13 protein-coding genes are annotated in these 22618 nt (G+C 38.6%); all 13 read right to left on the bottom strand.

The window, feature by feature from the left end; translation table 11 throughout:
- Positions 1-2: 2 nt before the first annotated feature.
- Entirely contained in the window at positions 3-2447 is a 2445-nt protein-coding gene (locus AC5P2S_RS08005; protein WP_494556882.1) for a glycoside hydrolase family 31 protein, read from the bottom strand.
- A gap of 49 nt (positions 2448-2496) precedes the next feature.
- Positions 2497-4425, bottom strand: coding sequence for an alpha/beta hydrolase-fold protein (locus AC5P2S_RS08000; RefSeq protein WP_494556881.1), 1929 nt, complete (start codon positions 4423-4425; stop codon positions 2497-2499).
- 335 nt (positions 4426-4760) lie between these two features.
- Positions 4761-6374, bottom strand: coding sequence for a glycoside hydrolase family 43 protein (locus AC5P2S_RS07995; RefSeq protein ID WP_494556880.1), 1614 nt, complete (start codon positions 6372-6374; stop codon positions 4761-4763).
- A gap of 215 nt (positions 6375-6589) precedes the next feature.
- A complete protein-coding gene (locus tag AC5P2S_RS07990; protein WP_494556879.1) occupies positions 6590-8308 on the bottom strand; it encodes a glycoside hydrolase family 43 protein in 1719 nt (572 codons plus the stop codon).
- 246 nt (positions 8309-8554) lie between these two features.
- Entirely contained in the window at positions 8555-11017 is a 2463-nt protein-coding gene (locus AC5P2S_RS07985) for a glycoside hydrolase family 95 protein (protein WP_494556878.1), read from the bottom strand.
- 4 nt (positions 11018-11021) lie between these two features.
- A complete protein-coding gene (locus AC5P2S_RS07980; protein WP_494556877.1) occupies positions 11022-12320 on the bottom strand; it encodes an MFS transporter in 1299 nt (432 codons plus the stop codon).
- Complete coding sequence (locus AC5P2S_RS07975) at positions 12320-12955, bottom strand: bifunctional 4-hydroxy-2-oxoglutarate aldolase/2-dehydro-3-deoxy-phosphogluconate aldolase (RefSeq protein WP_494556876.1); 636 nt, start codon at positions 12953-12955, stop codon at positions 12320-12322. Before AC5P2S_RS07975 ends, AC5P2S_RS07980 begins: the two co-directional genes overlap by 1 nt.
- The gene (locus AC5P2S_RS07970) at positions 12952-13959 is read right to left on the bottom strand and encodes a PfkB family carbohydrate kinase (RefSeq protein ID WP_494556875.1); all 1008 of its coding nucleotides are present in this window, start codon (positions 13957-13959) and stop codon (positions 12952-12954) included. The genes AC5P2S_RS07975 and AC5P2S_RS07970 overlap by 4 nt, the downstream gene beginning before the upstream one ends.
- Positions 13960-13961: 2 nt before the next feature.
- Positions 13962-15380: a glucuronate isomerase gene (uxaC, locus tag AC5P2S_RS07965; RefSeq protein ID WP_494556874.1), complete on the bottom strand. Its 1419-nt coding sequence runs from the start codon at positions 15378-15380 to the stop codon at positions 13962-13964.
- Positions 15381-15492: 112 nt separating this feature from the next.
- Positions 15493-16308: an SDR family oxidoreductase gene (locus AC5P2S_RS07960; protein ID WP_494556873.1), complete on the bottom strand. Its 816-nt coding sequence runs from the start codon at positions 16306-16308 to the stop codon at positions 15493-15495.
- A gap of 124 nt (positions 16309-16432) precedes the next feature.
- The gene (gene uxuA / locus AC5P2S_RS07955; protein WP_494556872.1) at positions 16433-17611 is read right to left on the bottom strand and encodes a mannonate dehydratase; all 1179 of its coding nucleotides are present in this window, start codon (positions 17609-17611) and stop codon (positions 16433-16435) included.
- An 84-nt stretch (positions 17612-17695) separates the two neighbouring features.
- Entirely contained in the window at positions 17696-19648 is a 1953-nt protein-coding gene (locus AC5P2S_RS07950; protein WP_494556871.1) for a RagB/SusD family nutrient uptake outer membrane protein, read from the bottom strand.
- An 11-nt stretch (positions 19649-19659) separates the two neighbouring features.
- Entirely contained in the window at positions 19660-22536 is a 2877-nt protein-coding gene (locus AC5P2S_RS07945; RefSeq protein ID WP_494556870.1) for a SusC/RagA family TonB-linked outer membrane protein, read from the bottom strand.
- Between the last annotated feature and the right edge of the window lie 82 nt (positions 22537-22618).

Genomic DNA, 22618 nt, shown 5'->3' with positions numbered 1-22618 from the left:
GATTATTTAAAATTGACATTCACTTTCTTTCCTAAATAATTCAACGATTTCTTTTGACCATCTGGGAGAATTACCGTAAAGTTTCGTTTATCAATCATACCTTTAAAATTTCCTTTTCGGGAATCTATCGTTAAGGTTTTTGATTTATCATTCCAATGGAAAGGGATTTCAGTATAGTCTCCTTTTTCATAGTTGTAATTATCGAACTCATCTTCATACAACACAAAATCTGCATCTTTCCCCGGATAGATTTTCACCGTAATATTGTCCCATTTTTTCTCAGTTGCGTATTGCACATCGGGACCAAACGGAATGATGCTTCCCGCTTTTACATATAATGGAATACTTTGAAGATTAACGGATTTTTCAATTTCCTGATCTCCTTTGTGTTTTTCATTCGTCCAGAAATCAAACCAGTCTGAACCTGCGGGAAGGTAAACTTTAACTGTTTTATTTTGTGTAAAATCTATATTGGAAAGTGAATTTTCTTTTTTGCTAGCATCGGTTTTATTCCAACCTTCATTTTCGTCTGTTTTTACGATTTTTTCCGGTGTGTATTGAGGATTAAGAATTGGCGCAACCAGAAATGATTTACCGAAAAGATATTCATTGTTGATGTTCCAAGTTTTTTTGTCTGATGAAAAATCCATCGAAAGTGCCCTCAAAAAACTTGAATTATTTTTAGAAACATCCCACGAGGTCGAATAAATATACGGCAACATATTGTAACGCAACCTGATGAATTTCTCGATAATATCATAAACCACATCTCCTTTTTGTCCAAACTGATAAATTTCCCTCGGCACATCGGTTCCGTGCGAACGCATCATTGGCGTGAAAGTTCCGTATTGCAGCCAGCGAACGTACAATTCCTGAAACATCGGATTGTTGGCGCCTCCGTTTCTTTTATAAACACCGGCAAAGAAACCGCCGATATCAGAGTTGAAATTCGGATTTCCAGTCAGGCTGAAATTTAAACCTGCCGGAACCTGATTGCGCAACATTTCCCACGAAGAGTTGACATCGCCCGACCACGTATTGGCTGCGTATCTTTGCTGTCCTGCAAAAGCCGACCTTGTTAAAATAAAAACCCTTTTATCACTCGTCGTTTCACGCTGATGGTCGTAAACACCACCAACCGTCATCAGAGGATATGCATTTCTCACTTTTCGGAATGAACCGAGGTACGTTTTGGTGTCCAAATCTTCCGGTTTTTGGCTGAGATGGTCGGGTTCCGTAGAATCCATCCACCAAGAATCTACACCAAGACTGAAAACACCTTTGTTGAGATATTTCCAGTAAATATTTCTGGCTTCGGGATTGTAAGCATCGTAAACACGGACTCCGGAAGGATAATTCATATCGGGTGGCCAGACTTCTCTGCCAGATTCCGGCCAGGTTGCGAAATTGAACAGCATTCCTTTTTTATCCATTTCACGGTACTGATTGGTCATCGGTCCGAATGACGACCAAATGGAAACGGAAAGATGTGCATTCATATCGTGGATATCCTGTATCATTTTTTTGGCATCGGGAAAATCAGGGCTGATAAAATCCATCGCATTCCACTGGTAATTGTTTCCCCAATATTGCCAATCCTGAATAATTCCGTCTAAAGGAACTTTCAAATCACGGTATTTTTTAACAACCTCCAAAAGTTCATTCTGACTTTTGTACCGTTCTTTGCTTTGCCAATAACCATAAGTCCACAACGGAATCATCGGGACTTCTCCAGTCAGATTTCGCATTCCGGCAACTACACCATCCGCATTTTTTCCGTAGATAAAATAATAATCAACACCCTCCTCAACTTCCGATGAGAATATTGTTTTGTCCGGTTTATCGGTAAATTGAGTCGGAGAATAGTTATCCCAAAAAATGCCATAACCTTTCACAGACTGAAAAAACGGTACAAAATCCCAGGTGTTATTCTGAATCATATATACATCCGTATTTCGCTGTGACATTTTACCGTTCTGTAAAATTCCTAAACCATAGATGGGTTCGTCTTTTTCCAACTGAAAAGACTGTGTCACCGAATAAGTCGGGTTTCCTGCATCATTAAAAGGTTTGAAATCGCTTCCGGTTTCCTTTAATAGTTCTTTTCCTGAAGGTGATTTATAAGTAATCGTGCCACTTTTAGCATCAATGAAAATATTTAAATCATTTGTTTTTAATGAAATAATATGATTGTTTTCTGAAACTGAAAATTTGGTTTTCTGTTCCTGTTTAATGACCGATAAACTATTTTTGACAAATGATTTCCCGACAGGATATTTAATAATTCTAACCGTATTTTCTCCATACAATTTCACTTCAACAGTCAAATTGTCAGCAGAAAACTTCAATCCTGAATCTGTTTTCTGATAAGATTGCGCACCAACATTTCCCGATACAATAACGACCGTCATAATAAGTGTTTTGATTTTTATTCTGTTGAAATTCATTGTATAGGATTTTGGATTAAAACATTAACAGTCCGTTTTGGATTAAATCTTAATTTTTAAAAAGTTCCTGCACAAACTGGTGCAGACTGTCTCTCCAAACCGGCCAACTGTGACCGCCAGGATAATCTCTGTAAGAATATTTAATTCCGATTTTATCCAGCTCTTTCAGCATTTTTTGACCGTTTTCATATGCGATATCGTCTTTTCCGCCCATTGAAATCCAGAAATTTTTGACATTGGATGAAAAGGCAGATTTATTTTCATTTAAAAATTTGTATTGTTTGTCGGCAACGTCCTGAAGCATCGGCAGCATATATCCTGAACTGAAAACACCCAGATTGGAAAACATATCAGAATTCTGAATTCCTGTATACAGAGTATAGATTCCGCCCATTGAAAGTCCGGCCAATGCACGATTTTCTTTGCCTTTTTTTATTCTATAATTGGATTCGGCAAACGGAATAATAGATTCTTTCAGCTCTTTTTCAAACATCTGAAGATTGCGCTCGCCAAAATTTCGGAGTCCACTCTGTCCGATGTTGGCATCCGGCATAATAATTACCATTTTTTTGGATTTACCTTCCGCAATCAGATTATCCAAAATCAGATTGGTTTTGCCCTGATTCGCCCAACCACTTTCATCTTCGCCACCACCGTGGAGAATGTATAAAGCTGGAAATGATTCGGAAGCATTTTGGTCGTAACCTGGCGGTGTGTAGATGAAAACCCGTCTCCAAGAATTGGTCACTTTGGAATAGAAATTTTTGACGCGGATATCGCCGTGCGGAACGTCTTTTAATGCATAGAAATCATCGCCATCAAAAGGGATATCGATTCCACTAGCGTATCTTCCCATTCCGTAGAATGTTTCGCTGGACGGGTCTGCAACCGCGACACCATCAATCAGCAAAGAATAATAATGAAAACTTCCACTTTGTGCATCCGTCGTTCCTGTCCAAAAACCATCTGCGTCTTTTTTGAGGTCGTATTTTTTTCCTAAATCGATCTGAACTTTTTGCGCTTCCGGTGCTTTCACTTTGAACATCACTTTTCCGTCGGGAAGGATTTGAGGATACTGCGCATTCCTGATATTGGTTTCAGCAGGCGTTCCCAAAACGGTAAATCCGTCAAATTTAGTTTTATCAACATGCTTAAATAACAGCTGTGAAAAGATGTACAAATCATTTTTCCAAACCTTGAAATCGTGCCCACCCGGTTCGATGTAGAAAATATGCGGGATTTTATTTTTCTTCAGATAATCGCTGGTTCTTTTGCTGAAAGGCATCAATCCGTCCGCATCGCCGCAGGAAATAAAAATGAGCTTCAACTTCAACGCATCTTGTGGATTGGGTAAAAGCTTGCTCGGTTCTTTCGTGTTTGGTGCTGAAGAAAATGCGCCCAGCCACGCAAATTTATCGATATTTCCGAAAGCAAAATTCTGTGTTTGTCCGCCTCCCATCGACAAACCGGCTAAAGCACGGTTTTCACGGTCTTTTTTAATAGGATATTTTTTCTCTACAAACGGAATCAGGTCATTCAGCAAATCTTTTTCAAAGGTTGCGAAAGCTTCTACTTTGTCCGGAGCCATTATATTTCCGGTGGCACGATCGTCTTTCATTGCACGACCGTTCGGCAGAACGACAATCATCGGCTGCAGTTTTCCCTGTGCGTAGAGATTGTCCAGAATAACATTCGGTTTTCCTTGGTTGAACCATTCTTTTTCATCTCCGCCAATGCCGTGAAGAAGATAGAGAACAGGATATTTTTCCCCTTTTTTGAATCCCGGCGGTGTGTAAACCAAAGCTTTCCGTGTAGTTCCGACGGTTTTTGAAGCATATTGAATGGTATCAATTTTTCCGTGGGAAATGGTTGGGTTTTCAATATCAAAACCTTGTGGAGCCTGTTTATCAAGTGTTTGTGCTGAAACAAACATTCCGGATAACACAAAACTTACCGCTAATATGATGGATTTGTTCATGATTTTTATTTGTAATTTTTACACTTATTAATTTAGACAAAAAAATAAGACCGGCAAGGGTTTTATCTTTTTTACATTTTTAATGTTAATTATCATTGCTGTAATTAACAGGTCGCCTCTACGAGGCTTTGATTTTGATGCTACAATGTTTTGCTACTAACAGTTTGCTTCTACGAAGCAATAATTTTCATTTTCTCTTGACAATGAATCTCTCGCAGCCCGACTTGAGCGGAAATCCTTTTTTGCTTGTACTCTAGTTCTATTTAATCTGAAATCATCTGCAAAAAAGATTGAGAGCGGAAGGCGGATAAAGCTGCCCAAATTATTTAACTCAATTATTCCGAACTTTTATTCACTCTGAAAAAATCAACATCTACAAAACCTCCCAGATTTTTTGTTGCATAATTGAAAATTGCAAATTTGGAACCCATAAAAAATCTTCGGTAATCGAAAATCATTTTGTAATCTTTTGCCATTTCGGTCCAGTTTTTTTGGTCGGTGCTGTAATAAAAATTAGCCAAATCTTTTCCGAGATTAAAATCGGCATCAATTTTAAAATAAACTTTGTCCGAGTTTAATGGGATTCTCTTTTTTTCTTCTTTTTTAACACTTGTAACCGCCTTCGTTTTATTATCTAAACTGACTTCATCTGTTGAAAAGACAATAAACTTTTTACCATTTTCCACTACCACAGATAAAATCCCTGAATCGCCGTTGAACGCACTGAAACCTGCTACATCACCGTCTTTCATTCCCTTCACATCCAAAGCAACTATGCCACTGGATTTCGGGCCTTCCATTCTTTGGGTCAACGTATTCGGAGCGAGGTACAGATTATCGACGACTCTATTCGTTTTTAACCTTAAAAAGCCTTTCCTGTCGGATAAAGACCAGGCTGAATTGACAGGATTATGATTCCACTGCCATTGGATTTTCATTTTTTTGTCAGAAAATTCGTCACTTTCTACCAAATGATTTTTGGGTTTAAATGGTGAAAGCGGAACTTCACCCGTCAAAGGAACTTTTCCGTTGTCACCCAAAATTGGCCAGTCGTTTTCCCATTTCACAGGAAGTAAAATAGGCACCCTTCCCACTCCATTTCTATCCTGAAAAATCAGCGAATACCAATTACCATTTTTATCATCAATTAAAGCTCCTTGTCCGGCATAAGAAAATCCAAGAAAATTATCTTCAAGAATGACCTTTTTCTCATAAGGCCCAGTGACTTTATCGGCTCTGTACACTTCCTGACGGCGTTTTCCGCCTCTTGGCCAGGAAATCATCATCATATAATATTTACCGTCTTTTTTAATGATTTGGTTACCTTCCAAAAGTCCGGTTTCCGAAGCATCTTTCTGAAAAACTTCCGTTCCATCCTGATTTCCGATAATGGTTTTAAAATCCGGACTCAGCTCAAAAACTTTGTTGGAAGTGAAGACATATATTCTGTCGTCATCATCGAAAAGCAATGATGCATCGTGAAAATGTCTGGTTCTTGTGATGAGTTTCCAATTTCCTTTTTCGGGATTGTCAGTGACATAAAAATAGGATTTGAAAGGCTCATCATTCGGGGAAAACAGAACGTAATATTTTCCTTTGTGATAACGGATGGACGACGCCCATTGTCCACGTCCGTACACACTTCCGTCTATCAAATCGTATTTAGAATTGTCATTTAGTGTATCAAAAACATAACTTGCCATTTCCCAATGGACTAAATCTTTGGAATGCATTACCGGAGCGCCCGGCATCAGGTGCATAGTGGTGCTTATCAGGTAAAAATCGTCGCCGCTTCGTGTGATTGACAAATCCGGTGCATCCGCCCAGATAATTGGGTTCCTGAATGCCGTTGTCTCCTGTTTTTTCACAGGATTTACCTGGGCTGAAAGAAGATTCAGCCCGATACATCCCAAAAAAGAAACTATATAAAATGGTTGATTAATTTTCACGATTTTTGGTATTTTGGTTTGGTTGATTTAATCAATCTTAAAAAAACACTTCGACAAGCTCAGTGTGACATTGCTAATACTAACTGTTTATTTCAAATTGGCTTATCGTATCAAAGCCTATATTATCTTAAGTTTTGGCTAAAGCCGATTGATTGTTTTTCTTTGAAAACGGGCTAAAGACCGTCCCTATTGATATCGTGCGATTATTTTCAATATTAATTAGGCATAATATCATTAGAAGAAGTACTATACAATCCTATCAAACTTCCAGTGAAACCGCCTGCAACATCGGTAGAAAGGATATCTCCTGAAACCGGACCGCCCAGATTTTTAAAATTCCTGCCATCTGTTGCGTAATTAAAGCTGATGTTGTCTTTCTCTCCTGTAACCTGAAATTTAATGGTTTTACCTAAAGAAATTTTCTCGCTGGCTACTAATGTTGACGCCCCTTTTTCGGTTCTTTCCAAAACAATGTAGAAATCTTTGTCTTTTTTGGTAATTCCGAAAACATAATTGAATGTTTCGCTTTGGTAGAGCGTGATTCCGGCTAATTCTTTGTCAGATTTCGGTTTATAATCTAATATTACGGAAGTTTCAAAATCTTCGTGCTGCAATCTGTGGAATAATGCCGAAACCGGAGCTAATGCTTTGATATTCGTTTCCATAGGATTCACTTTTACGCCATTTTTCGTAGCCGTAATGAAATTCTCACGCGGTCCACGCATCGCAATCCAACGGAAATCGAGGTTTTTATCGGTCAGTTTATCATTATACGTGAAATTTCCGTTCGGGAAGAATCCGGTTTGTCCGGTTTGGTTCTGAACGCCTTGTGGCATTTTCAATTTCGGCTTCATCGGGACCAAACCATTTTGAAACACAGGATAAGTTCCGCTCCAATCCACCGGAAGAATAAAGGTTTCTCTACCTTTTGTTACACGATTATTGACATTCGGACGAATGGCTAAAAATACGCCATACCATTGTCCGTTCGGACCTTCCACCAAATCGGCGTGACCTGCCCAATCTACTTTTTCCTTTCTGTCTCTCGGAAAATATCTTTGGGTGAGAATTGGGTTGTTTTTAGCTGGAACAAATGGTCCTTTTGGAGAATCTGCCATAAAAATAACTTCGCTGTGGTTGCCTCCGGTTCCGCCTTCTGCGCACATCAGGTAATATTTTCCTTTATATTTGTACAAATGTGGACCTTCAATCCAAATTGGTTTTTGAGAAAGATCTACTCCACCGTTGACGATAATTTTATCTGAACCTGCGACAACCTGGTCTTTTTCCAAATCGTAATCCCACATTTTGATGACGCGGTGACCTTGATACTGCTCTGTTCCTTTTGGCGGTGCGTCATTGTGAACAATGTAGGCTTTTCCATCATCATCGAAGAAGATGGCAGGATCAATACCGTCGAAATTAAGTTTCTGAACTTCACTCCATCCCTTTGCAGGATCTTTTGTTTTCACGACCATATTTCCGACGCCACCCGCAATCTGGGTAGTAATCATATAAAAAGTATCGTTGTATTTGTTGTACTTGATGTCCGGTGCATAGATTCCCTGAGAAACTCCGCCTTTTTCAACTTTCAACTGAGAAGGCCTGTCGAGAACGTGCCCAACCTGTTTCCAATTTACCAAATCTTTAGAGGTGAAAATCGGAACTCCTGGAAACATTGAGAAAGAAGAATTAACCAAGTAATAATCTTCGCCTTTTTTGGTGATACTCGGGTCGGGATAACAGCCCTGAAGAATCGGGGAATAGAATTCGTCTGATTTTAAGGGATTGTCATTATATATTTTGTCGTTTCCTTTATATTGAAAATCGGTGAAAGTCTGGGCTGACAAACTGGTTGCAGAAATTAGAGCCAGAGTAGCAAAAATGCTGGTTTTGTTTTTTAGGAAATTGGAATTCATTGTTATCTTTTTCATATATAATTTAATTTTTTGTTATTATTGATGAACCTTTCGGGTTATTGATATTTAACAGGTCGCCTCTACGAGGCTTTGATTGCAATTAACATTTTTCTATTATCAGGTCACTCCTCCGGAGTTTTTATTCGTAAATTTTTAATCTATCGAATCTCTCGCAACCCGGCTTGAACGGAGCTCTTTTTGTGAGGAGGAACGACGAGCAAAAAAGCGGGAGTGGAAGACGGATTAAGTTGCCATAATTATTTATTTCATTTTTAAAATATAAGTTTTTCCTGCTTCAGTCGGGAAATCGTACATCATTGATTCTTTTATTTCTACAGGGTTTAATTTAGCTTCGCTAAAAATCATTGGTTCCTTAGTTTCAGGTGTTTCAAAAAAAGGATTCGGGTTTTTGCCTTCTGCTTTTTTGAGTTTTGTTTTTCCTTTTAATTCCATTTCGTTCGGAATTCTGATTCTGCAGTTTCCGCCTAAATTTGATTTTATAGTAACTTCCTTCGCTTTATTATTTTCCCAAACAATGCTGACTTCAAAACCGCCGTAGGTTTTCAGACCTGCAATTTTTCCGTTTTTCCATTCGTCTGGAAGTGCGGGAAGAATGTCGATGAAACCGTTTTGGGTTTGCAAAAGCATTTCGGTAATTCCTGAAGTGTAACCAAAATTTCCATCAATCTGAAACGGCGGATGTGCGTCGAAAAGATTGGGGTAAGTTCCGCCTTTGCTGCCCCAGCCGTCTTTTTCTACCAGCGTTAATTGGTCTTTGATTAATTTATTGGCGTGATTTCCGTCTAATAATTTTGCCCAGAGATTGACTTTCCAGCCCATACTCCAACCTGTGGAAACGTCGCCACGATGAAGTAAAACGGTTTTGGAGGCATCCAACAATTCAGGTGTCGTAAAAGGATTGATTTGGTTGGATGGAAACAATCCGTAGAGATGCGAAACGTGCCTGTGATTATCTTTCGGGTTGTCCCAGTCTTCTACCCATTCCTGCAATTGACCATATCTTCCGATTTTCATCGGTGGTAATTTTGAAATAATATTGTTCCAAACCGGGATTTTATCTGAGTCTATATTAAGAATTTCTGCCGCTTTTTTTGTCTTCGTAAAAAGGTCAAACATCAGCTGATTATCCATCGTATTTCCTGCTGCCAAAGCACTTCCCTGATGTCCGTCCGGAATATTCTCGGGAGACATTGAAGGACTCACAACCAGCCAATGGTGCGTCGGTTCTTCTATCAGAAAATCTTCATAGAATTGAGCGGCAGATTTTAGAATTGGATAAATGGATTGAAGATAATTTTTATCGCCGTTGTACAAATATTTTCCCCAAAGATGCTGGGAAAGCCAGGCTCCGCCCATCGGCCACATTCCTGCGTTGGCAAAATCTATGACTCCTGTGATTCTCCAGATATCCGTATTGTGATGTGCGACCCAACCGCGGCTTTTGTACATCGTTTTTGCCGTTTCTTTTCCGGATTCGCTTAAGTCTTTTACCATCCGAATCAACGGTTCGTGCATCTCGGAAAGATTGGTCTTTTCCGCCGGCCAGTAATTCATTTCCGTGTTGATGTTGATGGTGTATTTGCTGTCCCAAGCGGGTTTGTTGGAATTGTTCCAGATGCCCTGGAGATTGGCTGGCTGACCGCCCGGCTGTGACGAGGAAATCAGGAGATAGCGACCAAACTGATAATATAACGAAATCAATTCCGGGTCGTAATTGGTTGCGAAATTTTTAATCCGAATGTTGGTTGGTTGTTTTGCTGCTTCGGAAGTTCCTAAGTCGAAATCGACTCTTTTGAAATATTCTTGATACGAAGCCAGATGATTTTTCAGTAACGTATTGAAACTTTTTTGTTCTGAGGCCTCGATGTATTTTCTGCTTTTGGAAACTTCGTCTGTATTTAACGTTTTGTAATCTGTAAAGTTAGTTGCAATGGAAATCAGAATTGTAACTTCATCGGCATTGCTTACCGAAATCCCGTTTTCTGAAACTTCTGTTTTGCCACCTTTGTTGATAATTTTTGCGATGGCATTGAATTTAACCTGACCCTGAACGCCGTCTAAAGTTGAAGACAATCCGTCCATTTGCAAAGTTTTTGAATCATTGGCTTTGCTGTTCTTTTTGAGTTCGCTGTTGAATTGAGCGGAGAAACTCAGTGCATTTTTCTTGTCCGAACTTAATTTAATTACAATAACATTATCAGGAATTGAAGCGAACACTTCCCTTTTGAAATTAATTCCACTGGAAGTAAATGTCGTGGTTGTGATTGCTTTTTCAATGTCTAATTCCCTGTAATAATTTTTAACATCATTAACATTACTAAAATCAAGCGTAAAATCACCAATATTCTGATAGGCCGAACCGTGAAGGCTTTTCGCTGTCAATCCTTTATCCGCAAGAATCTGAGCTCTTTTGTAATTTCTGTTAAATAAATAATATCGGATAGAGTCCAACACTTTCGGGCCATCCGGATTACCATTCCGGGAAGGTCCGCCCGACCAGAAAGTACCTTCGTTCAGCTGAAGTTTTTCCCAGGAAGGGTCGCCAAAAACCATTGCAGCCAATCTTCCGTTTCCAACTGGTAATGCTTCCACCCACTGTTTGGCGGGTTTGTCGTACCAAAGCTTGTTCTTTCCTCCTTTTTGAGCAAAGGAAAATCCGCTTAGGAAAAGACAGAAGATTAATATGGAAAACTTGAAGTTCATTTTTTTAAATTTTCTTTTCTGAGACAGAATTGACGGTCGTATTTCTATTAATCAACCAAATAATTCCCCAAGCTGCAATGTAAGAAACACCAGCTATGAAAAATATGATATTGTAACCACCATTGATATTTCCCGCTTTTTTGAATGTATCCAAAACAATTCCGATGAAAAGTGGAAAAAGAATTCCGGCAGCTGACCCCAGCATTCCGCCAAAACCAATGACCGAACTCACATAATTATTAGGTAATTTATCGCCAACTGTTGTCATCAGATTCGCGCCCCAACCCTGATGCGCAGCTGTTGCCAACGCAATGATAATGGTAATCATCCACATATTGTCTACATATTTTGAAAACATTACAGGAACGACCATCAAGGCAAAAAGCAACATTGTAAAACTCCTCGCTCTTCCAATCGTCCAGCCTTTTTTAATTAATAATGAAGACAGATAACCGCCACCAATACTTCCAATCGTAGTTCCGCTGTAAATGATAATCAACGGGATGGAAGGTTTGGTTAAATCCATTTTAAAAACGTCTGCGAAATAAGCCGGAAGCCAGAACATAAAGAAATACCAAATTGGGTCGGTAAGGATTTTTCCGATGGCAAAAGCCCAGGTTACTTTATATTTTAATAATTCCGAAAGCGGAACTTTGGACTGTTCTTCCGTTTGTCCAGCCTGATCACTTTTGATGTATTGAAGTTCTTCCTGACTTAGATTTTTAGTTTTTTCCGGAATATTGTAAAATCTCCACCACAAAACAATCCATAATAAACCCAATGCGCCAATCCAGACAAAAGTTTCTCTCCAGCCATAATGCCCTAAAATAAAAGGAACAAGAAGCGGTGCTAAAATGGCTCCAACTGTTGCACCCGAATTGAAAATTCCGGTTGCTAAGGCTCTTTCTTTTTTCGGAAACCATTCGGCGACAGATTTTATGGCTGCCGGAAAATTTCCCGCTTCACTAATTCCCAAAGTACTTCTCGCAATTAAAAATCCGACCGTACTTTTCACAAAACCGTGTCCGATAGATGCTAAACTCCAGACTATCAAAGAAACTGCATAACCAATTTTAGTTCCTACTCTATCTATGAATCTTCCCATTGCGAGATAACCGACAGCATAAGTCGTCGTAAAAGCCATCACAATGTAGCTGTAATCCTTCTCGTCCCAGCTGAATTCCTTTTCCAGAACAGGTTTTAGCAAGCCCATTACCTGACGGTCGAGATAATTGATCGTCGTTGCGAGAAAGACCAAAGACAGCATAAACCATCTGATATTTCGGTTTTTAGGAGCCTGCATTAGTTTTGATTAAGTTGTTGTAATAAATTTTTCACTTTTTCGGTAAGTTTCTCTTTGTTTAAATCTGATTTTACCAAGGAACTGCCCAATCCAACAGCAATTGCTCCACCTTTGAGCCATTCATTGATATCCTCAACATCGGCATTTACTCCACCAGTTGGCATAAAATTCATTCCCGGAAAAACAGGTTGGATGGATTTGATATAATTTTTACCTAACGCATCAGCCGGAAATATTTTAACTAAATTAAGTTCGCTTTTAAAAGCTAAATTAACATCAGACGGCGTGAAACATCCTGGAATCAGCAGCACATCTTTCTTTATCGAATGTTTGATGATTTTCCTGCTAATAACCGGTGTAATGATGAAATCAGCTTTTGCATTGGCATAATCGTCCATTTCTTCGGTATTTTTAACCGTTCCGATTCCTAATAAAAGTCCTGGAAATTCTGTAGAAGAAATTTCTTTAAGCCTGGTAAAATTTTCCAATGCCTGATCGCCACGGTTAGTATATTCTATGATACGGATTCCACCGTCATAAAGCGCTTTTATGGTACTTTTTGAAACCTCAAAAGATTCGTTGTAGAACAACGGAACAATTTTCTGGTCTTTTATTTTTTGTATGATCGGATTCATAATTTTTCGATGTTAATTGTTTCATTGATGGTGTCGCCTTCTACAAAAAGTTTTTTGAAAGCCACTTTTACAGCATCATCCAGGATTTTTTGGATTGAATTTCCTTTTATGCTTCCGTGAATCAAAGCTGCCATAAATGAATCGCCGCTGCCGACTCTTTCCAAAATCTTATCCGAATAATATTGCTCTGAAATGAATAATTTCTCTTCAGAATATATAGTCGCAAAATAATTGACCTCGTCACCTTTTGTAAACCTGAAAGTATTGGCAATCTGTTCCACGTTCGGGAATTTTTTCTGAATTTCTGAAGCTGATTTTTCTGCTTGTTTCAAAAGGTTCTCATCATTAAAATTTCCATTCAATTCGTATTCGATTGGGATATTTAAGAATTCCTGAATTGACCAGATATTTCCCATTAAAACCTTAACAAATGGCATTAATTGAGAGATTTTATCGTAAGGATTCTGATGCTTCCAAAGCGATGCACGGTAATTCAAATCCAGAGAAACTTTGATATTTCGGGCATTGGCTTTCTTCATCAAATCAAGACATTTCCGGAAAGCGTTCTCGCTCAAAGCAGGCGTAATTGTACTGATATGAAGCCAGGTTACATCCTTAAAGACTTCGTCATCAGAAAAACCTGAAAAATCCGATTCTGTGAAAACTGACGGGAAACGGTCGTAAATGACTTTCGCATTCTGCATATCACCATCAAAAGGAAGGTAAAAAGTTCCCATCCTGCCATTTGACTTCTCTGCAAGAACTTTTATTTTTTCATCATTTAATTTTAATTCCAACTGATTGCCGAGATAATTTTCCGGCAACGCAGAATACAGAGAAACCTGATTTCCCCATCTCGAAAGTGCAGAAGCAACATTATACTCAGCTCCGCCAACGTAAATTTTGAGAGCTTGATTTTTCAGCCAAGTTCCTTCAGAATCTGGAGCAAAATGCAAAAGCAATTCTCCGAAACATAAAATTTTATTTGAAGTTTCCTGAGCCATTCTTAAAAATTGAAATAGTTTTTCGCATTATAATAGCAGATATCCTGAATGATTTTTCCCACCCATTTTTCGTCATCGGGAATAAGACCTTTTTCCATCTCGTTTCCGAACATATTACAAAGCAATCGCCTGAAATATTCGTGTCTCGAGAATGACAAAAAACTTCTGGAATCGGTTAGCATTCCGACAAATGTGCTGATAAGTCCGATATTGGAAAGCGTGTTCATCTGCTTCTGCATCCCATCCAACTGGTCCAGAAACCACCAGGCTGCGCCAAACTGTATTTTTGACTTGATCCCGGATTCGTTGAAATTGCCTGCAAGAGATGCCAGAACTTCATTATAAACCGGATTCAGATTGTAAATAATTGTTTTTGCAAGCTTACCTTCGGAATTGAGCTCGTCAAAAAGAATGCTCATCTTTTGTGCAAAATATTGTTCTCCAATTGCATCAAAACCTGTATTTGCTCCGATATTTTTCAGCATCAGGGAATTGTTATTTCTGGTTGCGCCAACGTGAAACTGCTGAACCCAGCCTTTATCAGAGTACATTTTACAGAGCTCTTTCAAAAGAAATCCGCAAAGCGCATCTGGATTGGAAAATGTAAGTTGGTTACCTTTTAGAAATTCTGAAAATTCTTTTTCTAAATCCGAATTCCACCGGGTCGCGTCCGGAAAATATTCGAAGCCGTGGTCTGAAACTTTGGCGCCAATCTCATCAAAATAATTGATTCGGGATTCAAGCGCGTTTAGTAAATCGGAAACTGAACTGATATTAATTCCAGAAGCTTTTTCAAGTTTTTTAATATTGAGGATATAAGATTGTGGATCAATAATGTTGATGTAAACATCCGGACGAAAGCTTGGTAAAACCGTTGTACTAAAGTTACTTGCTTTTAATTCTTTATGATAATCCAGATTGTCAGACGGGTCATCTGTTGTACAAAGTGCTTCGACTTTATAATTTTTGAGCAGATTCTGTGGCGTAAATCCGCGTTGCTGTAAAGCATCCTGCATCGAGCTGTAAATTTCGTCTGCATTTTTGCCAGACAAATATTCCTTAATTCCGAAAGAATTTTTGAGCTCCAGATGTGTCCAGTGAAACAAGGGATTCCGAAGTGTGTAAGGAACCGTTTCTGCCCATTTTTGGAATTTTTCTAAGTCTGAGGCATTTCCTGAAATGAATTGCTCATCAATCCCGAAATTCCGCATCGCGCGCCATTTGTAATGGTCGCCATCCAGCCAAATCGCAGTAGGAGAACGGAAATTCTGATTATTTGAAATGACCTCAGGCTCCAGATGATTGTGATAATCGATAATCGGCATCTCTTCCGCATAGCCAAAATAGAGATTCTCCGCCTTTGCCGATTCCAGCAAAAATGATTCTCCGAAAACTTCTATTTTGCTTGTGAAATAATTCATTTTTAAATTTAAATTGATTTTGACTTTTGTGAAAAATCTTTAAAAACAAGACCTTAACTATGAGAAAATCATTAAGGCCTTGCTCACTATATAAAGAAAATAATATTCAATTTTAAACGCCACTGAAGGCACTGAAACCACCGTCAACAGGTATTAAAGCTCCGGTAATGAAGCTTGCGGCATCTGAGCAGAGAAACTGTACAGTCCCGTTTAATTCTTCCACCTCTCCGAATCTCTGCATTGGTGTTTTGGCAATTACTTTTTTGCTTCTGTCTGTTAAAGAACCGTCCGGATTCAGTAAAATAGCACGGTTCTGATCTCCGATGAAAAACCCGGGAGCCACTGCGTTTACACGAATTTTATCCCCGAACTTTAAAGCCAAATCGGAAGCCAGCCATTGTGTAAAATTGGTAATTGCTGATTTCGCCGCCGAATATCCCGCCACTCTCGTAATTGCAGAATAAGCCGCCATTGAAGAAATATTGATGATACTTCCTTTTTTTTGTTCTGCCATTACTTTTCCGAAAACATAGCTTGGATAAACGGTTCCGTTGATGTTAAGGTCGGTTACCTCATCCCATCCGCTGATGTTCATATCGAAAAATGATTGTTCAGGAGATAATGTTGCTGAAGGAATATTTCCTCCGGCAATGTTCAGCAAAATATCAATTTTACCGTACTTTTCTATGATTTTCTTTGATGCATTCTCGAGGCTTTCGATGTTCATTACGTTGGCTTCAACGGCAAACGCATCACCACCCAAATCTGTAAGTTCCTTTACACGGGAATCCAGCGTTTCCTGATTTCTTCCCAAAGCCACTACTTTTGCCCCCGCTTTGATAAAACTTTTGGCAAGACTTCCTCCCAAAACGCCGGAAGCTCCTGTAATAACCGCTACTTTATCTTTTATACTGAATATTTCGTTCATTATGATATTGATAATAATTGATGGTTGATAAATGATATTGAACCCTTCTGGTTCGTTGAAAATTGTCTTCCATTTTTTCCATAGGTTTTACGTACGGCTATTTATAATAAACCATTCGGTTTTTTTAAAGTTTTTTGGACATTTCGTTTTGTACGGTTGCCATTACCCCTTCAATCTGTCCTAAAGCCAACATTCTCCCTAAGAAAGAATAGCCGGGATTATAACCTTTATCAATATCTTCCGATAATAATCTTCCGTGGTCGATCCTCATTGGCAAATCCGGATTTTCTTTTTCAAATACCCTGATTACGTCGATTAATTTTCCTCTTCCCCCTAAATGATGCGCTTCAATGAAGTCTCCATTTTCAAAAACATTGGTGCTTCTCAAATGAACAAACTTTGTCCTGTGGGCAAATTTCTGAGCCAGTTTCGGAACGTCATTCTGAAGATTGGCACTCAAAGAACCTGCGCAGAAAGTCAATCCGTTGTAAGGATTATCCACAGCATTCAGGAACCAATCGATATCTTCTTCGTTGGTTACAATTCTCGGTAAACCTAATAAAGCAAAAGGTGGATCGTCGGGATGAACACACATTTGAATATTCCATTCTTCACAGACAGGCATTATTTTTTCAAGAAAATATTTTAAATTTTCCCGAAGCTGGTTTTTATCAATTCCATCATATAAAGCCAATAAATTATTGAACTTTTCTACAGGATTTAAATCCCCTTCTTTAATATTTCCGTTAACGAATCCTTGTGTTTTTACAATAACCGAATCTATCAGATCATTGTTATCCTTTTCTGTGAGCGTGTTTTTTAATTCTTCCACTTTTTGCAGAATTTCAGGACTATAATCATTTTCTGCACCCTCTCTTTTCAGAATATGAATTTCAAAATAGGCAAATCTTGCTTTATCAAAATACAATGACGATGAGCCGTCTTCCCATTCGTGGAAAAGATCTGTTCTTGCCCAATCTAAAACCGGCATAAAGTTGTAACAAACGGTAGTTACGCCTGCTTTTCCTAAGTTTTCGAGACTTTTGATATAATTTTCTATCAAAAAATCACGGTCTTCACCTCCGTATTTGATCGCTTCGCTTACCGGAAGACTCTCCACAACAGACCAGCGAAGACCGTGACTTTCTATATAATTTTTGTAATCGTTAATAGCCTCTAAGCTCCAGATTTCTCCGTTAGGAACATCGTGCAACGCTGAAACAATCCCTTCAACACCTATTTGCCGAAGTGTTTGTAATTTAATTTTATCGTTCTTCCCAAACCAACGCCATGTTTTTTCCATAATACTTGTAAATTTATTTCATTAAACAAAGCAGGTGCAGTATTACACCTACTTTGCTAATGATTGATATGAACTTAAAATTTATTAATTGTAACCAGGATTCTGGTATTTTGCTTTTTCTTCAGCACTCAAACTCATATTATCTAATTGACCTTGAGGGATTGGTCTGAGATAATGAAACTTCTGTATGTTTCTATTGAAAGTTTGAGGTGTGTGATCACCATAATTAACGCCACCAATCTGATAAGTTGCAGCATATTCTCCCCATTTTTGAGTACGAATGAGATCATACCATCTGTAGAATTCACCGTAATACTCCCTTGAACGTTCTGCCAAGATATAATCAATTGTGATTGTTGCCGGAGTAGCCGCCATCATTGCAGCGCTATTGTCTGCAATAAAAGTTGTATTTTGTGCATTACTAAATTTCCATTTCCCTGCTCTTGCGCGTATGACATTAATCAAATCTCTTGCAGAAACTGCTCCGGAAGCTCCTTTTACCGCAGCTTCTGCGGCTATAAAGTAAAATTCTGAAAATTTTGCTACATTAAATGGCCTTGTTAAACCGGCATTCGGGTATCCTAAACCTGTAGGATCCAATGTACTGTAAGTCCCGATTTTCCATAATCCCGGGTATACCATTCTGCTAATACCGTTGGGTGCTACTACCCAATCTGCCCTTCCTGGCAAAGTCCCTGCTCCAACACCATTTTGTCCTGCTCCTGTTGGATAAGTTGGCGTTTGTGAATCATCGTTCAAAAATGAAAGAATAGCACCTCCAGGTTGCACAGGTAAACTGTTCGCATTATATAATGTAATATTTCCCAAACCGGCTTTTTCCCAATTACCTCTATAGGTGCTTACAAATGTACCATCATAACGAGAATCCATAGTTTTGTCTGCAAAAGTATTCTTAATTACACCAATTGTTGGAGCCATACGTACCCAAGGTCTTCCCAAAGATTGAGTTGCTGCTCTTTGAACAGAACTTACAATATCAGAACTTCCCCATGCCGGTGTCTTGCTGCTTTTGAGATTGGTATAGTTCCAAGTCTGCATCCAAGCTGCGAAATTATCCGGTGACCAACCTGAACCAAATCCTGTAGGATCACTTTCATTATAATAAGTACTAGTGGAAGTATGATCTGCATAAAGCATACATTCGCTATTACGGTCGTTCGAGCCAACATTAACATCATAAAATGTTGGTTGCAATGCGTAGGGTCCAGGATTATTAATACCTGTAAGAGCCAAATCATATGCTTGTTGGAAATACCATTGTGCATTGTGACCTGATGGGTCTGTTCTAGTCGTATCCGGATAAGTAGGGATATCATTTGGGTTCTGAAGCCACCAGCCGTAAGTCAAATAAGCTTTTGCCAGAAAAAGCCTCGCAACATTTTTTGTAACACCTCCAGTGACACGTGGCTGTGTGGGAAGATTTTCGATAGCCTTAAGTAAATCAGGAAATATCGCCTTTGTGTAAACTTCCGGCACTGTATTTCTCTTTGAAGTAGTCACAGCAGAAGTATTGAATGCTAACTCACCATAGCCTAAATCTAAAGGAACTCCTCCATAAGTCTGAACTAATAGAAAATAATCAAATGCTCTAAAAAATCTTGCTTCTGAAACCAAGGACTCTGCAATACCGAAACTTGGGCCTTTCTCAATAATCCCATTTGCTGTATTGATGTAAGGAAAAACAGATCCCCATATCATACTAGGTGGAAAAGTATTTGAATTGAGGCTTCCTACATTACCCGTCATATCAAGATCTTTGAAGTTACCATCGGCACTCTGTCCCCAAGTAGATTCATCTGTTCCGTTTTGGCAATTACTCATGAAATAACCATTGCCATAAAGTGTTCTCATATGTCTGTATAGCGCTGTAACACCTTGCTTGATACCATCTTCTGTATTGAAAAACTCTACTGTATAATTTGCTCTTGGCTGCTCGTCCAAAATCTCATTACATCCTGTGAATGCCAGCGACAGAAATAATGAACCTATTATTATTTTTTTATTTAAATTTATCATGACCTTATTTTTTAAAATGTTAAATTAAGTCCCATTAGATAGTTTCTAGTTGACGGATTATTTGTACCTATTACCAACTGTCTTTGTTTATAACCAGAGTTTACAGCTTGGTTTTGATCCCCTAATGAATTAGGTTCAGGATCCATTCCTGATTCTTTATGGTATGGAGAGAATAAAACTAAAGGATTTGTTACTGTAAAATAAATTCTCAGACTATTAAGTTTCAAATCTTTTAGAAAGTCTTTATCAACATTGTAGCCTAAAGTTATCGTTCTTAATTTAAGATAAGAACCATCAAACATTGCTAATGTGGATGAATATTTTGGGTTATCACCCTCACGAAGTCCCCCAGGTTTAGGATATCTTACGTTAGGATTTTCCGGTGTCCAATAATCTACATCAACGTTGCCTCCTCTACCTGTTAATCTATTAAGATAACTTGTTGAACCATATAATGTACTGACTAAGACACCACCATGCTGGAAAGCACCAACTGTACTCAGTTCGAAGTTTTTATACGCGAAACGCATATTGAAACCTCCTTGCCAATCCGGTGCAGTATCAATAATTTGTCTATCAGCTGGTCCGATTGCTCTCATTGGCGTACCATCAGCATTATAACCGCCTGTATACAACACCTTAATCATACCTACAGCAGCTCCTGCTTGTGGTTCAAGAATATTAAGATAAGGATCTCCCTGCTGCCAAAGTCCAATGTTTTGATAATCAAATAGCGCATTAATATTATGTCCTACAAACCAAAGATTTCCCTCATCTCTATCTCTTCCTGATGCTAAAGATAAAATCTGATTTTTGTTGGTATAGAAATTGACACCAGCATCCCATGAAAAACCGTCTGGATTATTAAAAATACTACCATTCAATGAAAATTCCCATCCTTTGTTCTCTGTAGATCCAACATTGGCTGTTTGTGTTGGTAGACCACCTGAAGGTGGTAATGCTACAGATTGTAACAAACCTTCTGTTTTAGTTCTATAATATTCTACAGTACCAGTTAATCTATTATTTAAGAAGGCGAAATCTACACCGTAATTTTGAGTTTTTGAATATTCCCAACCTAAATTTGCATTAGGAGCAAGACTAACATATACCCCTGTACCATTTGCGGTTCCAAAGTTGTAAGGTACAACCGTCAATTGACCTAACGTTGAATATGGCGCTACGGCTTGATTAGAGGTCTGTCCCCATCCAGCTCTTAATTTGAATAGATTGATAAAACTAAATTTTTGCATAAACGATTCATTAGCAACATTCCATCCTAGTGATAATGCTGGGTAAGTATGCCATTTATTTCCAGGTGCTAATCTGGAGGAGCCATCACCACGCAATGTCGCTGTCAGCATATATTTATTGTCAAAAGTATACATGGCCCTTCCCATATATGACATTAACCCCCATTGTCTGTAAACCTGATCTTCTGGTCTTACAGAGATATCTGCCTGTGGTGACTGACCCAGGTTGTAGTATTGAAAAAAGTCACCTGGCACATTTCTCGCACTCATATAAGAGCTTATGAATCTGTTTTGTTCGGCCGAATATAATGCTACAGCATTAACCTTATGCTTTCCAAAAGTTTTGTCATAAGTCAATAGATTTTCCAGAACCCAGTGGTAGGTTTGATTGTTACCTTTTCCTGCCCCAGAAGGTGCTAAGGCATTAACATTAAAAACACCTACCCCCGTATAATTTCCACTATTGGAAGTACGGTAATCTAATCCAATATTCAACCTGTATTTTAGTCCTGACAAAGGCAAATTCACTTCACCATAAATATTGTTGTATGATGCAAAATCTTTGCTCTCATCCACATACTTATCACCTAAATTTTGGACAGTTTGTCTGATATATACCCAGCCTTGATCAACGTTGGAAGCCGTACTAATTGTTCTTTTAACACTGCCATCTGGGTTGAATGGATTAGCTAAAGGTGAATTACCTAAAGTAGGAGCCGCTGCAATACCATTACCTTCTGAAACTGTATAGTTGGTATTAGTAGTAAAACCGAATTTAAAGTTTTTACCGACTTGTTGGTCAAGGCTTATTCTCAATGAGAATCTTTCGTAGTTTTGGATAGGAACTAGAGCATTTTGTTTGAAGTATGACAATCCCACATTATAATTACCTCCGTCAGTTCCTCCAGAAACACCAACATCTTGGCTAGTCATCATAGCAGGTCTGTAGTATAACTTTTGCCAGTCAGTGTTGGTATCCAGAGTTTCATCAGTTCCTAATCCATAAAGATTACCCGCATCTGTTCTTAGTTTGGCATACTTGGGACCATCCATCATCGGATATTTTGAAAACAAGGTTTGAACACCGGTAAAAGAATTATAACTAAATCTTGGTTTTTGTCCTTTTGTTCCTCTATTTGTAGTTACTAGTATTACCCCATTTGCTCCTCTGGAACCATAGATGGCTGTAGCAGAGGCATCTTTTAAGATGTCGATACTTTTAATATCACTCGAACTGATATCACCTAATGAACCTACAAAAGGAATACCGTCCAAGACAATGAGAGGATCATTATCTCCAGACAAAGACCTGACTCCTCTGATACGAATTTGCATTGGTGCACCTGGCTTCGTTGAAGTTTGGGTAATGTCTACCCCTGCTGTTCTCCCTTGCAATGCCTGAGTAATGTTAGATGAAGGGATTTCTCTCAACGCATCTCCCTTCACCGTAGCAACAGAACCTGTCACCGCTTCCTTTCTCTGAGTTCCATATCCAATAACAACAACCTCCTCAATCTGCTTCTCCTTTTGTACAGTGTCCCGTTTGCTCTGCGAATAGACAAGACCTGTTGGTAATAGAGTCATTGCAAAAAACAATGCTGCTCTATTGGTTTTACTTAAATGAAATAGATTCATAATTATTATTTTTAAAGTTAGTTTTGATAAGAAAGTTGTCGGTTCCCGGTATTGAGATTGGCGTAACTCTCTTATTTATTTT

The organism is Epilithonimonas sp. 33E, from assembly GCF_059372615.1.
This window is presented reverse-complemented; position numbering and strand designations above follow the sequence as displayed.

What these genes read in the sequence shown, in the direction of transcription:
- AC5P2S_RS07950 (WP_494556871.1), bottom strand. Translation starts at nt 19,648, where the DNA reads ATGATAAATTTAAATAAAAAAATAATAATAGGTTCATTATTTCTGTCG.
- AC5P2S_RS07970 (WP_494556875.1), bottom strand. Translation starts at nt 13,959, where the DNA reads ATGGCTCAGGAAACTTCAAATAAAATTTTATGTTTCGGAGAATTGCTT.
- AC5P2S_RS07980 (WP_494556877.1), bottom strand. Translation starts at nt 12,320, where the DNA reads ATGCAGGCTCCTAAAAACCGAAATATCAGATGGTTTATGCTGTCTTTG.
- AC5P2S_RS07985 (WP_494556878.1), bottom strand. Translation starts at nt 11,017, where the DNA reads ATGAACTTCAAGTTTTCCATATTAATCTTCTGTCTTTTCCTAAGCGGA.
- uxuA (WP_494556872.1), bottom strand. Translation starts at nt 17,611, where the DNA reads ATGGAAAAAACATGGCGTTGGTTTGGGAAGAACGATAAAATTAAATTA.
- AC5P2S_RS07975 (WP_494556876.1), bottom strand. Translation starts at nt 12,955, where the DNA reads ATGAATCCGATCATACAAAAAATAAAAGACCAGAAAATTGTTCCGTTG.
- AC5P2S_RS07960 (WP_494556873.1), bottom strand. Translation starts at nt 16,308, where the DNA reads ATGAACGAAATATTCAGTATAAAAGATAAAGTAGCGGTTATTACAGGA.
- AC5P2S_RS07945 (WP_494556870.1), bottom strand. Translation starts at nt 22,536, where the DNA reads ATGAATCTATTTCATTTAAGTAAAACCAATAGAGCAGCATTGTTTTTT.
- AC5P2S_RS08000 (WP_494556881.1), bottom strand. Translation starts at nt 4,425, where the DNA reads ATGAACAAATCCATCATATTAGCGGTAAGTTTTGTGTTATCCGGAATG.
- AC5P2S_RS08005 (WP_494556882.1), bottom strand. Translation starts at nt 2,447, where the DNA reads ATGAATTTCAACAGAATAAAAATCAAAACACTTATTATGACGGTCGTT.
- uxaC (WP_494556874.1), bottom strand. Translation starts at nt 15,380, where the DNA reads ATGAATTATTTCACAAGCAAAATAGAAGTTTTCGGAGAATCATTTTTG.
- AC5P2S_RS07990 (WP_494556879.1), bottom strand. Translation starts at nt 8,308, where the DNA reads ATGAAAAAGATAACAATGAATTCCAATTTCCTAAAAAACAAAACCAGC.